This is a genomic window from Streptomyces nigrescens (genome assembly GCF_027626975.1).
Classification (GTDB): Bacteria; Actinomycetota; Actinomycetes; order Streptomycetales; family Streptomycetaceae; genus Streptomyces; species Streptomyces nigrescens.
In genome coordinates, this window is the sequence record NZ_CP114203.1 from 9,457,196 (window position 1) to 9,470,655 (window position 13,460).

The 13,460-nt window shown below is 68.7% G+C and carries 11 protein-coding genes and 2 pseudogenes; 3 read left to right on the top strand and 10 right to left on the bottom strand.

The genetic code is table 11. The annotated features are described in order from the left end of the window. Positions 1 to 56: 56 nt before the first annotated feature. From STRNI_RS40890 to STRNI_RS41440, 3 genes and pseudogenes are all read right to left on the bottom strand, one after another. Positions 57 to 635 carry a hypothetical protein gene (locus STRNI_RS40890; protein ID WP_266450635.1) on the bottom strand — a complete coding sequence of 193 codons (579 nt, stop codon included), beginning with the start codon at positions 633 to 635 and terminating at the stop codon, positions 57 to 59. A 241-nt stretch (positions 636 to 876) separates the two neighbouring features. After that, entirely contained in the window at positions 877 to 1,869 is a 993-nt protein-coding gene (locus tag STRNI_RS40895) for an aldo/keto reductase (RefSeq protein ID WP_277413154.1), read from the bottom strand. Positions 1,870 to 2,071: 202 nt separating this feature from the next. Continuing rightward, positions 2,072 to 2,428, bottom strand: a pseudogene (locus STRNI_RS41440) (NF041680 family putative transposase); the annotation flags it as partial. 135 nt (positions 2,429 to 2,563) lie between these two features. Between STRNI_RS41440 and STRNI_RS40900 the strand changes: the two are divergent. Continuing rightward, complete coding sequence (locus STRNI_RS40900; protein ID WP_277413401.1) at positions 2,564 to 2,818, top strand: hypothetical protein; 255 nt, start codon at positions 2,564 to 2,566, stop codon at positions 2,816 to 2,818. 77 nt (positions 2,819 to 2,895) lie between these two features. Here the strand turns inward: STRNI_RS40900 and STRNI_RS40905 are convergent. The 7 genes and pseudogenes from STRNI_RS40905 to STRNI_RS40935 form a co-directional block, all read right to left on the bottom strand. Then, positions 2,896 to 3,108 (bottom strand): annotated as a pseudogene (locus STRNI_RS40905) (glycosyltransferase); the annotation flags it as partial. Between the two features lie 631 nt (positions 3,109 to 3,739). Beyond that, complete coding sequence (locus tag STRNI_RS40910; RefSeq protein ID WP_277413155.1) at positions 3,740 to 5,368, bottom strand: class I adenylate-forming enzyme family protein; 1,629 nt, start codon at positions 5,366 to 5,368, stop codon at positions 3,740 to 3,742. Between the two features lie 285 nt (positions 5,369 to 5,653). After that, positions 5,654 to 7,543 carry an ABC transporter ATP-binding protein gene (locus STRNI_RS40915; RefSeq protein WP_277413156.1) on the bottom strand — a complete coding sequence of 630 codons (1,890 nt, stop codon included), beginning with the start codon at positions 7,541 to 7,543 and terminating at the stop codon, positions 5,654 to 5,656. Further along, positions 7,540 to 7,974: a lasso peptide biosynthesis B2 protein gene (locus STRNI_RS40920; protein WP_093647010.1), complete on the bottom strand. Its 435-nt coding sequence runs from the start codon at positions 7,972 to 7,974 to the stop codon at positions 7,540 to 7,542. Before STRNI_RS40920 ends, STRNI_RS40915 begins: the two co-directional genes overlap by 4 nt. Beyond that, positions 7,971 to 8,225 (bottom strand): lasso peptide biosynthesis PqqD family chaperone, encoded by a 255-nt coding sequence (locus STRNI_RS40925; RefSeq protein ID WP_159492161.1) that lies wholly within the window; start codon positions 8,223 to 8,225, stop codon positions 7,971 to 7,973. The genes STRNI_RS40920 and STRNI_RS40925 overlap by 4 nt, the downstream gene beginning before the upstream one ends. Before the next feature lie 86 nt (positions 8,226 to 8,311). Further along, positions 8,312 to 10,168, bottom strand: coding sequence for a lasso peptide isopeptide bond-forming cyclase (locus STRNI_RS40930; protein ID WP_277413157.1), 1,857 nt, complete (start codon positions 10,166 to 10,168; stop codon positions 8,312 to 8,314). A 27-nt stretch (positions 10,169 to 10,195) separates the two neighbouring features. Further along, the gene (locus STRNI_RS40935; protein ID WP_104531164.1) at positions 10,196 to 10,306 is read right to left on the bottom strand and encodes a keywimysin-related RiPP; all 111 of its coding nucleotides are present in this window, start codon (positions 10,304 to 10,306) and stop codon (positions 10,196 to 10,198) included. A gap of 298 nt (positions 10,307 to 10,604) precedes the next feature. On the opposite strand from STRNI_RS40935, the gene STRNI_RS40940 reads away from it, so the two are divergent. Next, positions 10,605 to 10,883 (top strand): hypothetical protein, encoded by a 279-nt coding sequence (locus tag STRNI_RS40940; RefSeq protein WP_277413158.1) that lies wholly within the window; start codon positions 10,605 to 10,607, stop codon positions 10,881 to 10,883. 1,185 nt (positions 10,884 to 12,068) lie between these two features. Further along, positions 12,069 to 13,154 carry an IS110 family RNA-guided transposase gene (locus STRNI_RS40945; RefSeq protein WP_457678399.1) on the top strand — a complete coding sequence of 362 codons (1,086 nt, stop codon included), beginning with the start codon at positions 12,069 to 12,071 and terminating at the stop codon, positions 13,152 to 13,154. Positions 13,155 to 13,460 lie beyond the last annotated feature (306 nt).

Here is a 13,460-nt window from a genome sequence, read left to right on the forward strand (position 1 = left end):
GAAGACCGGCAGCCCAGAAGGCCGCCGGACGACAGCGAAATACCGGCTGGCCGAACCTACGAGGGGAGGTGGCCTGTGAAGGCCGTTTGGAAGTACGTGTTCTTGGTGAAGTGCTCGAGATAGCGGGGGTCACTCACTTCGAGGGTGAAGTCGGCGGACGTCCCCTCGTCTTCGTCAAGGTCGGTGGAGTTGTCCTCGCGGATCTCCCAGGAGACGATGATCTCTTCGGCGCGGCGTGCAAAGTCGCCCCACCGCGGAGCGAGGCATATGTAGTGGGTGCCGTCCGAGAAGCCCCGCCCGCCATGGGGGTCGAGCTGGCCTTGGTAAAACTCCTTCGCCTTGACGCGAGGTATGCGCACCTGGGTGGAGCCCTCCTCCAGCAGGTAGCCCTCCTCGTCAACACGCACCGTCGGGCCGAGGTACAACTCGAAAAGCTCGTTGAACTCAGCTTCCGTTGCGGCGGAGACCGGCCCGGCACCGAAGTCACCACCCTCCTTCCAGGCATCCATGATGAGCTGCAGGCCGAATACGGGCCCCTGGGAGAACCCGTAGTTGTCGGGATCGCGGTACTGAACACTGCCGGTGAGGGTGGTGCCACGGCGCGCACCGGTGAAGACATCGAAGATGTAGGTCATGCGCCCGGATCCTAGTGATCAGGACTGACAACTGCCCTGGTGCGCGGAACAGTCAGACCAGCGGCTCGATTGTCTCGGGACAGCTTGTTCGAGGCAGGCCATGTCGTCTGCTTGTGTCCCCCGGGCAGGGGAAATGCGAGTCGTGGAACCGTCTCCGAGACGGTTCCACGAACGGCAGCGTTGGGACCTCCTGCCCGCCATCGGTGCGGTGACCTGCGGTCTCAGGAGTCAGAACAGGCTTTCAGCGGCCGAACCGTGACTGCAACTGCTCAGGGAGACGTTCGCCCTGGATCCGGATGTTGGCCGCGGCCTCTTCGATCCGATGTAGGTCGCCGGTTGTCAGCTCGACGTCGAGTGCGCCCAGGTTCTCTTCCAGGCGGTGCAGCTTGGTGGTGCCGGGGATCGGCACGAACCACGGCTTCTGCGCCAGCACCCAGGCGAGAGCGATCTGGGCCGGCGTGGCTCCTCTGTCGTCGGCAATCTGCTGCAGCAGGTCGACCAGCACCTGGTTGGCTTGCCGTGCTTCAGGGCTGAAGCGCGGAAGCAGGCGGCGGAGGTCATTGTCGGCCAGCGACGTGCTGGAATCGATCTTGCCGGTCAAAAATCCTTTGCCGAGCGGGCTGTAGGGCACCAGACCGATGCCCAGTTCCTCCAAGGTCGGAATGATTTCGGTTTCGTGCTCGCGCATCCAGAGCGAGTACTCGCTTTGCAGTGCCGTTACTGGCTGCACGGCGTGGGCGCGACGAATCGTCGCGGCGCCGGCCTCGGACAGGCCGAAGTGCTTTACCTTGCCTTCGGCGATCAGCTCCTTGACCGTGCCGGCCACGTCTTCAATGGGCACGTTGGGGTCGACGCGGTGTTGGTAGAGCAGGTCGATGCTTTCGGTTTGAAGACGCTTGAGCGAGGCCTCGGCCACTTGGCGGATCTGCTCGGGTCTGCTGTCTACCCCGGACATCGGGGTCGGCCCGTGCTCGCCGTGCTTGATTCCAAACTTGGTGGCGATCACCACTTGGTCGCGGACCGGTGCCAGCGCCTGACCGACCAGGTCCTCATTGGTAAACGGGCCGTAGACTTCGGCAGTGTCGAAGAAAGTCACGCCGTGGTCAACGGCCGCCCGCAGCAGCTTCGTCATCTCGGCTGCGTCTTGCGGCTGACCGTAGAAGAAACTCATGCCCATGCAGCCGAGCCCGAGAGCCGAGACTTCGAGGTCTTGCCCTAGTTTGCGTTGTTGCATTAGAGATTCTCCTTGGATATCGATCGTCTGGCTCCCGCTTATTTCGTGTTCAGCCGGGATCCGGTATAGAAGTTAGGCAGCATTCCGGGACGCCGGCGAAACCCTAGTGATACAGGCATGCCCTCAACGCTATGGCCTTGGAGTGCACTCCAAGCAAGCGGAACAGGTAAGAGGGCGTTTTCTCCCGTTGTTTCATCCCGAATTACTTGTCATTTAACGATCGGTGTTGGCTCTCCGGTGGTTTCGTGCCGACTTTGTGATGGGCGGGGCGGCTGTATGCCTCGCCGGTCGCGAGGACGCGGCCCACGTCGTGACGGGCGGCCGGACAGCGGTACTTCGAACCAAGTGGCCTTCCTGGCCCGGGTGTTGAGGGTTTCGGTGCGCTGGCCCGTGAGCCGGTCTTCGTGCGCAGGTTTCTGAACCCCCGTCGGACACGAGCGGGGGTAAGCCTGTGCGGTTCGGTCGGTCTCTCCCAGGGCCTGCGGAGGTCGGTGGCCAGTGGCCGAGCGAGCCGGAGCTGGGCGTAGGCGGCGATCACCAGCCATGTCCACCGGTCGGCCGTCGCGATCTCGACGGGTGAGTAGGTCCCGTCCTTTCGCGCAAGCTGGAGCGGCCGGGTCGGGGTGAGCTTCGGCTGGCCCAAGAAGCGCGGACTCGTTCCGCGGTGCGGTTGGCCGGCGTGCACCGGGAACGGGTGGCAGAGGTAGACGTCCCCGGCCTTGCCCGTGGCGTACGCGAGCGGGCGATGCCTGGTGGCAGACTCCGCGCGCCGGGCCGGTTCCCTGGCCTCCAGGCCCGTCTCGCCCTCGGGCTCCAGCAGCCGTGCGGCATCCAGGTGGGAGCCGACGCGATGCGGGTGGGGGCGTCGTCCTCACCCACGTCCGAGCACAGGAAGAACATCCGCAGCGCGCAGTCCTTGGACTCCACGTTTGCCCACCAGCGCCTGTAGTCGGTGGAACCGGCGTCCAGATCCTCGCCGGGGAAGCTGGCATCGATGTGCCAGCCGTCGACAACGGCCGGTTCGCCCTGATCGTCCCGTATGGGAGCGACGACCAGGGGGAGCCCGTGCCAGAGCGTCTCGCAGACGGTGTTGTGGCCGGCGTGGCAGACCACGGCGTCGACCCTTTCCAGCAAGGGGAGTTGGGGGACTCGGCGGCGCGCGAGAACGCTGTCGCCGATCTCCGGCAAGGTGCCCGAGGGGTCGACGACGATTGCCTGCAGGCGGTCGGTCCGGGTGCGTAGGCGCGCTGAGGTCGACGGTGTTGAGTAGGCCAACCCAATGCAGGTCGACCTCTTTCCCGGGTTGCCCCGGGAAAATATGGCGCTCTGGTTTTTTTGGCGCGATCGACCTGGGGCAAGTTGCATTGATGGCCGTCTCGGCGGTTCCCTTCGACCCTGCGGCTCACCTCCGCCCGCGCGGAGAACACTCCAACCACAAAATCGTCATCGGAGCGCACACCGGCTCACCTCCGCTCAGGCGGAGGTGAGCCGTCGCGGTGCCCGGAGGGGTGTGGCCTTGATGAAAATTGAGGACCCCAAGGTCAGGGCCACTGCGCTTGAGGGCCCTGAAACGCCCTTCGCGCACTCCGGGAATGCCTGATGGGCTTCCTCAGGTCGGCATGCTCTTCACCGAGGGTGAGCCACCCGTCCGGGATCCAGCCGGCGACGTGCCCCTCGGTGAAGAGATCGAGGCCGGGAAGCTCCGGTGCGGACGCAGCTCCCGCGACCTCACCACAGGGCACCCAGAGGAAAGCAGCGCCCCCCTTTCCCCTTCACAGGGGGAAGGGGGGCCGGTCCAGGTGCGCCACAAAGGCCCTGTCTTCCCAACGCACTTGACCCCGCATCGGCCGGGTGTTCCACACAACGGAGCCTACGGCGTGTCCAAGCTCCCGCTCGCCCACGCGGTGCGCAGCGCCTTCTTGTCCACCTTGCCGACCTTGGTCGTCGGCAGCTGGTCCAGCAGGACCGTCCTTCGGGGCGTGTACAACTCGCCCAACTCGCCGGTCACAGCCGCGCCGACCGCCTCCGGGTCGACGTCAGGGCCGCCCTCGGCCGTGGCCAGGAAGATCTGTACGGCTTCCCCGTACTCCTCGTCCGGCACGCCCAGGGCCGCCGCGTTGCGCACACCGGGCAGCGTGAGCAGGAAGTCCTCCAGGACCCGGGAGTAGACGTTGTCGCTGGTACGGCCGGTGACGATGATGTCCTTGGCCCGGTCGACGAGGTAGAGGTACCCCTCGGCGTCGAGATAGCCCATGTCCCCGGTGCGCAGCCAGCCGTCCTGCAGCGCCGCCGCGGTGCGCTCCGGGTCCTCGTAGTAGCCGAGCATCACCGTCTCGCCACGGACACACACCTCGCCGACCTGCCTGACGGGCAGTGCCGCCGTGCTGTCTTCACCACGGATCTCGATCTCGACGTCGGATATCGCACGGCCGCAGCTGCGCCAGAGCTCGGGGCGCCCGGCTCCCTCCGAGGCGAGATCCTCCGCACCGAACGCGGTGATACCGAGCGCCTCCGACTGCCCGTAGCCCTGGCTGACCACGGGCCCGAACACCTCGACTGCCTGCTGCAGCCGACTGGGCGACGTGGCCGCACCGCCGACGACGATCCGCCGCAGCTCGGGCAGCGCGCCCGGCTCGCACTCCGGGTGGTCGAGAACCGCGTACAGCATGGGCGGTACGAACATGGTGGCGGTGATCCGCTCCTCCCGGAGTACCGTCAGCGCCGCGCCCGCTTCGAACTCGGGCAGCACGACGAGGGTGGACCCCGTCACCAGAGCCTGGAGCGAGGTGAGGTGGCCGCTGCCGTGCGTGAGCAGCGTGGCGGCGAGCACCCTGTCCGTACCCTGGTCCATGGTCGGGAAGAACGCGGAGCCGGAGTACTTCGGGACGTCTTCCACCAGGTCCACCAGCATGTTGTAGAGCCGGTGGCTGTGCGAGGCGAGTTTGGGGCGGCCCAGGGTTCCGCCGGTGTAGAGGACGGTGACGGCTTCGTCCGCTCCCGGGGCGGGCACGCCCTCGGGGCGCGTGTCTGGGCACTCGGCTGCCAGGGCCAGCAGGTCCGTGCACTGCTGCTCACACGGCCCGAGGCTGAGCAGTGCGGGGGTGTGGATGCTGCGGCCGGCCGCGTCGGCGGCCCGCCCAGCGAAGAGCGGGTCGGTGACCACGGCGCGCGCCCGGGACTGCTCGACCAGCGCGGCGAGTTCGCCGGGTCCTGGCTCGGGCGGCAGGAACACGACGCGGCAGCCGATGAGATGGACGGCGAGCTGCACCAGGACGGAGTCCACGCGGTTGGCCAGGAAAAGGCCCACTCCGTCGCCGGGCGCGAGACCCTGCCCGCGCAGCGCATGCCCCAATTCGAACAGCCGCCGACGAGCCTCTCCCCTGGTCAGCCGCTGCGCCCCTTGGACGAGCGCCTCGGCGTCCTCGTCCTTGTACCAGTGCTCCAGAATGCGGTCTAAGTACGTCCGCGGCTCAGATGTTTGCTGTGCGTTAACAATCACCAACACATCCAAACATGCTGCTCAGAAGCCGTGGCCTCACGGGGGCCACCTTCGGCCATCAGCTGGCGAAGTACCATGCCCATGCCTTGATGGAAATTCGGTGTTCGCAGGTCAGTTGAGCGCTTGAGAGCGCGCACAGTACGCTCGGCTCGCCAGATCGGCAGATGCTCGGGGCGATGATGCTGTTGCCGCAACGCGATGGTCGGCAACGGCCGGGGAGGGGGAGGTCGTCGAGGTCAGCCTCTCCCTGCCCGGCCGCAGACGCGGTGTGACGACCTTCAACGACTACGGCGTTCGGGGCCGTTCGTGCGCGGCCGTCGCCGCATCCGCCCCGGACGTGCCGTGGGCCGGCCGGAGCATTTGGCCGGCCGCGAGCGCACGGTAAGAGGGACTGGTGGTCAGCAGTTCCTCGTGGGAGCCGGAGGCGACGGTGCGGCCTTCTTCCAGCACGATGATGCGGTCGGCGTGCCGGACGGTGGAGAGACGGTGCGCGATCACCAGGAGGGCGCATTCCTGGGCGGCTTCCTTCATGAGCGTGGTGAGTGCGGTCTCGTTGATGGCGTCGAGGTGGGAGGTCGGTTCGTCGAGGAGAAGGAGTGCGGGCCGGGCGAGGAGGGCGCGGGCCAGGGCGACTCGTTGCCTTTCGCCGGCCGACAGGGTGTTGCCGCGTTCGCCTAGTACGCCGGACAGGCCGCCGGGCAGTCGTCGGACCACCCCGTCGAGCCGGGCGAGTTCGACGACCCGCCGGACCTCGGCATCACCGGCGTCGGGTGCCGCGTAGGTGATGTTGTCCCGGAGCGAGCCGTGGACGACATGGGTGTTCTGGTCGACGACGGCGATGCGTGCCCGGCATGCTCCGCGGCTCAGCTCGGCTGCGGGACGACCGTCGAACAGCAGCGTTCCGGAGTCCGGTTCGTGGAATCGCGCCACCAGCGCGAAGATCGTGCTCTTGCCCGCGCCCGACCGTCCGACGAGGGCGACCTGCCCGTGGTGGGGGACGGTGAACGAGACACCGTTGAGCACCGGCCGGTCCGGGACGTACCCGAAACGGACGTCGTGCAGGGCCAGGGCCGGTGCCTCGCCCTTCCCCGTCCGCTCCGCCCGCCGGGGCGTCACACGGACGACGCACCCGCCCGGCCCGGTCCGCTCCACGGCCTCCACGGCCTCCGCGCGCTCCACGACCTCCTCCGGTTCCGCCGGCATCGCCAGCGCCTGCGCGATCCGCTGGTACGCGCCCATGCCGCGCTGCATCAGCCCGACCGCCCGGAACACCGACGACAACGGCAGCACCAGGTAGGAGGCGTACAGCAGAAAGGCGACCAGATCGCCGAGGGAGTTGGCGTGTCCGTTGACCCGCAGCCCGCCGATGACCAGGACGAGCAGGAAGGAGCCCTGGACGGCGAGTTCGACAGCGGGGCTCATCACCGAGGCGAGTTTCGCGGTCCGTACGCCGGCGTCGTACGCCGCGTCGACCCGCGTGCCGATGCGCGCCGCCTCGCGCTCCTCGGCGCGGTGCACCCGGACCATCGGCAAGGCGCCCAGCGCGCGCTCCAGTTCGGCGGCGACGGCGCCGACGGAGCCTTGCATGCGTGCGGAGGCGGCCCGGATGCCTTTGAGCAGGGAGGCCACGACCACGGCGGCGGTGGCCACGGTCAGGGCGACCAGAAGCAGCAGCAGCGGGTCGATCCACGCCATCAGGACGACCGCCCCGGCGGCGGCGAGGGCGCCGGTGACCAGGTCGACCAGCGCCTGGGACACGACGTCCCTGAGCAGGGTGGTGTCGGTGGTCACGCGGGAGATCAGGTCGCCGGTACGGTGCCGGTGGTACTGGTTCATCTCCAGCCGCAGCAGGCGCGCGATGAGGCCGTGGCGCAGTCCCCGAACGACGCCTTCACCCATGCGTTCCAGGACGAAGCGCCCCACCGCGCCGGTCGCCGCCTCGGTGACGAACAGCGTGGCCAGGAGCGCGAGCAGCGGCCAGAAGGTCCGTCCGTGTCCGCCGGCGTCGACGATGTTCTTGGCGAGGAGCGGCTGGGCCAGTCCGAGGGCGGAGCCGGCCAGGGTGAGCACGGTGGCGACGACGACGGAGGCCCGGTGCCCGGTGGTGAGCCGGTACATGGTGGTGACCGCGCCCCATGTCGAACGGTCCGGTGTCTTCGTGGTGGCCGCGGTCATCGGGTGGGCCGGCTGACCGGTGCCACGGCGATGAGCCGGGTGAAGTAGTCGTCCGGCACCCCTTCGTCCACCGGGCGGGCATCGACCTCGATCCAGGCGTGCGCCGTGAACGGCGGCACGACCCGCACCCCGGTGCACCAGGTCGGCCAGCTGCCGCTCAGCCGGCACAGCAGCGCGGCCCCCAGGGAGCGGGGCAGGCAGCCGCGTGGCCCGGCGCAGCGCAGGCTGACCGCGCACATCGCGTCCCGGGCAGCCTTGGCCTGGCCGGCAGAGGCGGGTGTGGCTCCTCGGCGCACGAGCCCGAGTACGGCACGGATGCGGTGCGGGGGCAGGAAGGACAGCGCGACGGCGGGGAGGAGGACGAGGCGGGCGGCCAGCCGCCGGGCGAGGGGGACTCCGGTGGGCCGTTCCAGTGCGCTCGGTGTCGTCATGCGGCCAGCCCCGAAGCGCGCAGCTCCTCGACCAGGGCCGCGACGTCCCGCTCGGCCTGCGTGCGGTCGATGGCGAACTCGGCGAGAAGCGCGTCGGCCGCTGCTGTTTCGTCGCCGCCCGCCAGCAGGGTGGTGACGATCAGGCCGGCGGTGGGGTTCAACTCCCAGTACTGTCCGCTGCGTTCGTCCAGCAGGACCGTGCCGTAGTCGGTCGCGGCCGTGGAGACCTTGTCGCCGAACCGCAATGCCATATGCGTGCCTTTCGTATGGGGGCGTATGGGGGCGTATGGGGGGGCGTGCAGCGAAGTGCCTGGGGGAAGGGCCTAGGGGGAAGCGCCTAGGGGGCGGTGCGGGTCCTGTCCTGCGCGGGGCGGGAGAGGCTGCGCAGCCACACTTCGCCGGCGATGGTCGAGTAGAGGATCGCGTCGCGCAGCCCGGGGGTGGCGGGCCGCTGGGCCAGCCGGCGCAGGGCCTCGCCGTCCACCAGGCCGAGCCGTTCCAGCCGTGAGTCCTCCCAGAGCGCCAGCAGGTCACCGCGGTGCTCGCGCAGCCCGTTGGACGCGTCCATGGACGCCGCGGCCTTGTTGGTACGCCCCAGACAGGACTCCGGCACGATGCCGCGCATGGCCGTGGTGAGAAGAGGCTTGTACCGCCAGGGCGTCACGCGCTCGCTCGGGCGGACCGCCAGGCATGCCTCGATCACCCGGTCGTCGAAGAACGGCGACGCCATCGGCACCCCGGCCCTGGCCGCCATCCGGTCCCACTGCCGGATGATGCGCGTACAGGAGCGGATCTGCTCCAGGTCGGTGTGCAGGCCCCGGTCCGGATGCAGCGGTAGGGCGGTTGCGGCCGCCGCACGAAGCGCCCGCCCGGCCAGCCGTTCGGCCTCGGGAGTGACCCAGTCGAACAGCCGCGGTGCCATGCCCCAGCCCAGACCGCTGCTGACGGACGCGGGCAGCGGCCCGCGCAGGTCGCGGCCGGCGTCCGCCAGCCATGTCCCGTACGGCCGGGAGTCGGCCAGCGCCCGGGCCATACCGCCGAGCGGCCACTGCCACAGCGCCCGGAATCCACGAAGCTGCCGCACGGCGAACAACGGGCTCCTGCGCAGCAGGCGGTGGTAATACGCCTCGGAGCACCACGCCACATGGTCACCGCCGATACCGGTCAGATGCAGCCGGCTGCCTCGCTCGGCCAGGCCCGGCAGGTGGTGCAGCACCCGTGAGCGGTCCATGACGCCGATGGTCGGCTCGTCCAGCAGGTCGTCGATGCCGAGGAGGTCGTCGTAGACCAGTGGTGAATCGTCGGCGTTCCACACCACGTGCTCGACCTGCGGCAGGCACCCGGCGGCCTGCGAGGCCCAGTACAGGTCGGTGTCCGCGGGATCGCGCCCCGGCCAGGTACTGGCCACCACCTTGGCGGGCGACCGGGCGGCCAGAAAGGTGATGGAAGTGGAGTCCAGCCCGCCGGAAAGATCGCAACTGACCACGCCGCCCTGCCGCGTACGGGCCTCGACGGCTCCGGTGAGTGCGTCCCGGACGAGGGGGGCGCCGTCGGCGAGCGACCGGGTCGGCTCCGGCGGCGTCCACCAGCGCGAGTGCCGTACGGACCGCCCGTCCGCCGCGACGATCAGCGCGTCCTGCGGGGGCACGGCGGCGACCTCCCGCCACAGCGGTGCTTCGAGCAACGGGTGGGGAACCGGCCACAGCAGCCTGACCGCGACCTGTTCCTCGTCCGGTTCGGCGCCGAGCGCGTCGGCGAGCACATCGGAGCTGGTGGCCGCCACCCGCACACCGCCGACGAGCGCGTGGAACACCAGCCGCAGACCGGACGCGGTGCCCTGCACCCGGAGCTGCCCGTCATGTGCGGCCACAAGATGGAAGCTGCCGGGCAGGCTGCGAGCCCAGGCGTCGAGTTCGGAGAGATCCCTCAACCGGCCGATCCGGCGCGCCAGTTCGGCGGAGTCGACCGGACAGCAGCCGACGAGGGCGAGGGCGTCCGTGCCGGCGCGAGCGGTCACGATGTCCTCGTCGTGCCAGTGGCCCACCAGCCAGGGACGGCCGGAGGCGTACGTCAGGGTGCGGGTTTGCGGGTGGGCGAAGCAGCGGGCCACGGCGGCCGCGTCCGCACGGTCGGGAAAGACCGCGAAGTGCGCGTCGCCGGGGCCCCTGCCCGCACCTGGGTGCGTTTCAGTCATGGCTTCGGATCAGCGAGCCGTTGACCGTCAGTTCTTGCTCAGGATCAGCCGGTCGTTCCCGGAGCTGTTCAGGAGCCCGGTCTTCTTCCGGAACGAACCCAGTCGGACGAGCGTCGGCGCTTCGTAAGCCTTCTTCATTGCCGTCTCCTTCGATGCGGATTACGCCACCCCTCCCCAGCCCGGCCACGAGCCGGCTGTCCGGCTCATGAACAGCTGCGCCCGGATTCATCGGAAATCCGGAACAGGAGCTGCGGCGCGCCACCGAAGCTAGTTGCAGCCCCGCAGCCCCTCGCAACAGAAGAACCACAAATAAGGTTGTATGAATTGGCGTGCGACTCGTGCTCGAAATGGCTCGATAGATGCGCACCACTGAATCGCCAACCGCAGGGCCTGCGTTCCGGCGCCGTTCAGAAAAAACCTTTGGGCCTGTACAGACTTGGCGGTCGTCTTACCCGGCGCACGGGGGCGCAGGAACCCGGAGTGGTCGCCGCCGGGTAGCGCCTGGCCTCGCTCCCTGCGCAACCAGTCCGCTGCCTTTCGCGCCGGGCGACGACGGATCGGCTTCATCGGTGAGGCACAAGGCGATGACGGGGGCTGCCCCCTCAGGGACGTCCGGCTCTACGTCGGCGCATTCGCGACGTACGAACGCCGACTGTCGTACGTCCTGGAAGGCCAGGAGGTCGCCGCCCCACAGCGCGTGCTCGTCCACTCCTGACCTGCGTGCTTCCTCGCGCCCGCCCGCGGTGACGTGTTTTTCATGACCCATCATGTGGAGTGCGTTGTGGTGCTGGAGAAGGCGGCCAAGGGCGCCTGACCTGCGGTTTTATTGATGCGCATTGTGCGGTGTGGGCGTTACGGGCGATATCTTGACGCTGAAATGACGCTCGTGACGCTCGTTCTGACGGGGCATCAGTCGCTATGCGTCGCTGGTCAGATGGTCTGCTGGCGACGCAGGTGTGGCAGGTTGCCGGGAATTTCGTGGTGCCAATCGGGCTTGCTCGGCCACATGTGTGGAGAGCCCAGCAGGTTCTTCGTCTGCTGGTGGTACAGCGCAAGCAACTCGCTGACCTGCGGGTATGGCAGCGGTGGGGACTTTGCCGGGACCGCTGGCCCGGGAATGGTCCGGATCTTGGCTGATGCAGACTTAGGGCTGCGGCTCTGTTGGATTGGCCGCAGCCGCCCGCTCCGAGCTGACGGTCCCACCTGGCACAGGTTGTAGATCGCGTCTTGTGCGGTCCGGGTGGTCCAGGTCAGGGGCGTATGCACAGGTCAGAGCCTCGTGATCCAGGAGCGTCAATGCTGTTGGTGAGACGCGTGTGATACCGCGTGAGAGGTGAGGAACCCCCGTCGGCTTGCCGGCGGGGGTTCCTGCGTTCGGGGGCGGGCCCGGTGAGGTGTTCGGCACGGTCTTGCTGTGCTCCGGCTCTGCCGTTCGACCACGACTGTTGCATCAAGGCCGGACCTGGAGTGAGGGGCCGTGAGCGTTCGACATCGGATGGTCAGGGCGGAACTTAGCTTGTGTACCCGCCAGTTGCTTGAGTCGCCCGTAAACGCATGGGCAACTTGCCTTGTTTTTCATAATGGGTTGTTTCGGTGGCCCTTTCTGTTGCTCCCGCAGTTGATATGGGTGTGCTGTGGCAGCGTGCCCACGCCGTAGCTGTCCTGCTGGGACAATGGGCGGGTGCTGTCCCGGGGTGGGGTCTGACTCATGAGAATTTTGGCCAGGGTGTCTTGTCTCAGCTTGGTCGCCCCCGCTGACCAGGGATGGTGCGTGCCGGCACCGGCGGGGCGTGTCCCGATAGGCGCCTGTCGACCCATCAGGCGTTGTCACAGTTCTGACCGTCCGCGCGGTCCGGTGTCGGCTACTTGGAAGCGCCATGTGGTCGGGAGGCGAATGACCATGGCCTGTACGCCCAGCACCGCACGCACCCGTCGGCGTCGGCTTGGTGGGGAGGCCGTCCTCGGTGTGGACACGCACTGGGATGTTCATGCCGTCGCGGTGGTCTCCTCGCTGGGGGAGATGATCGGGACCGGGAGCTTCCCCGCCACCGCGGTGGGCTATCGCGAACTGCTGACGTGGGCCAGGGGGTTGGGCACGGTGCGGCGGGCCGGGTTGGAAGGGACCGGCAGCTATGGTGCGGGTCTGTGCCGTTATCTGCTGGCCCAGCAGGTCGAGGTGTTCGAGGTGAACCGGCCCGACCGGTCGGAGCGCCGCCGGCGCGGGAAGCCGGACGCGGCCGATGCGCAAAACGCGGCCCGGGCTGTGCTGAGCGGGCGGGCACGCGCCCGGGCCAAGGCAGGCGACGGGCCGGTGCAGATCGCCCGGATGTTCAAACTTGCCAAGGACTCCGCGGTCAAGGCCCGCACCCAGGCGATCAACCAGCTCAAGGCCGTCCTCGTGACCGCCGATCCGGTCCTGCGGGAAGAACTGGCCGGGCTGAACACCCCGGCGCTGATCCGCACCTGCGCGCGGCTCGCCGACAACGACGAAGACGGGGGCGGCGGCGACGCGGTGCTGCAGGCCACCCGCATCACGCTGCGCCTGCTGGCCCGGCGCGTCGAGCAGCTGACCGGGCAGATTCAAGACCTGGAACGTCACCTGGCCCGGCTCGTGGAACGCCACGCCCCGCAGCTGCTCGCCCCGGTGGGCATTGGCCCGGACACGGCCGTCACCTTGCTGATCACGATGGGGGACAACCCGGAGCGCCTGGGCGGTGAGGCGTCCTTCGCCGCGCTGTGCGGGGTCAGCCCGGTCGAGCACTCCTCGGGCAGTCGGCACTACCGTCGGCTCAACCGCGGCGGCGACCGGCAGGCCAATGCCGCCCTGCACCGGATTGTGCAGACCCGGCTGCGCTTCGACCCGCGCACACGTGACTACTACGAGCGCCGCACCAAGGAGGGCAAGACCCGGCGCGAGATCGTCCGATGCCTCAAACGCTACGTGGCCCGAGAGGTCTTCAACCTGGTCAGGCCCTCACCATCATGACCTCCGTCATAGGGGGCAGCTGTTGTGAGAGCGCGGCCCGGTGTCCGCGCACGTGGCCCGGTTCGTGCTCTGCCTGATGCGGCGCCAAGAGGTCCACCTTCCAGGCGTACGGAGCCGCGGTGCTCAGCCCGTCGGTCACCGGCGGCGGAGATCCAGGAGACGTTGCAGCGGTGAGGTCGGCCACCTTCCACTGGCCGGTGTGCTCGTACCGGTAGTAGCCGTCAGCGTGCGGCTCGGGGATTTCCGGCGAGGCGCCCGGCACCACGGTGCCCGACAGTCCCAGCGGTGCGCCTGGTCCCCTGAGCC

Excerpts from the sequence above, each read along its gene's own strand:
- STRNI_RS40915 (WP_277413156.1), bottom strand. The coding sequence starts at position 7,543 with ATGACCGCGGCCACCACGAAGACACCGGACCGTTCGACATGGGGCGCG.
- STRNI_RS40935 (WP_104531164.1), bottom strand. The coding sequence starts at position 10,306 with ATGAAGAAGGCTTACGAAGCGCCGACGCTCGTCCGACTGGGTTCGTTC.
- STRNI_RS40890 (WP_266450635.1), bottom strand. The coding sequence starts at position 635 with ATGACCTACATCTTCGATGTCTTCACCGGTGCGCGCCGTGGCACCACC.
- STRNI_RS40920 (WP_093647010.1), bottom strand. The coding sequence starts at position 7,974 with ATGACGACACCGAGCGCACTGGAACGGCCCACCGGAGTCCCCCTCGCC.
- STRNI_RS40930 (WP_277413157.1), bottom strand. The coding sequence starts at position 10,168 with ATGACTGAAACGCACCCAGGTGCGGGCAGGGGCCCCGGCGACGCGCAC.
- STRNI_RS40925 (WP_159492161.1), bottom strand. The coding sequence starts at position 8,225 with ATGGCATTGCGGTTCGGCGACAAGGTCTCCACGGCCGCGACCGACTAC.
- STRNI_RS40895 (WP_277413154.1), bottom strand. The coding sequence starts at position 1,869 with ATGCAACAACGCAAACTAGGGCAAGACCTCGAAGTCTCGGCTCTCGGG.
- STRNI_RS40945 (WP_457678399.1), top strand. The coding sequence starts at position 12,069 with ATGGCCTGTACGCCCAGCACCGCACGCACCCGTCGGCGTCGGCTTGGT.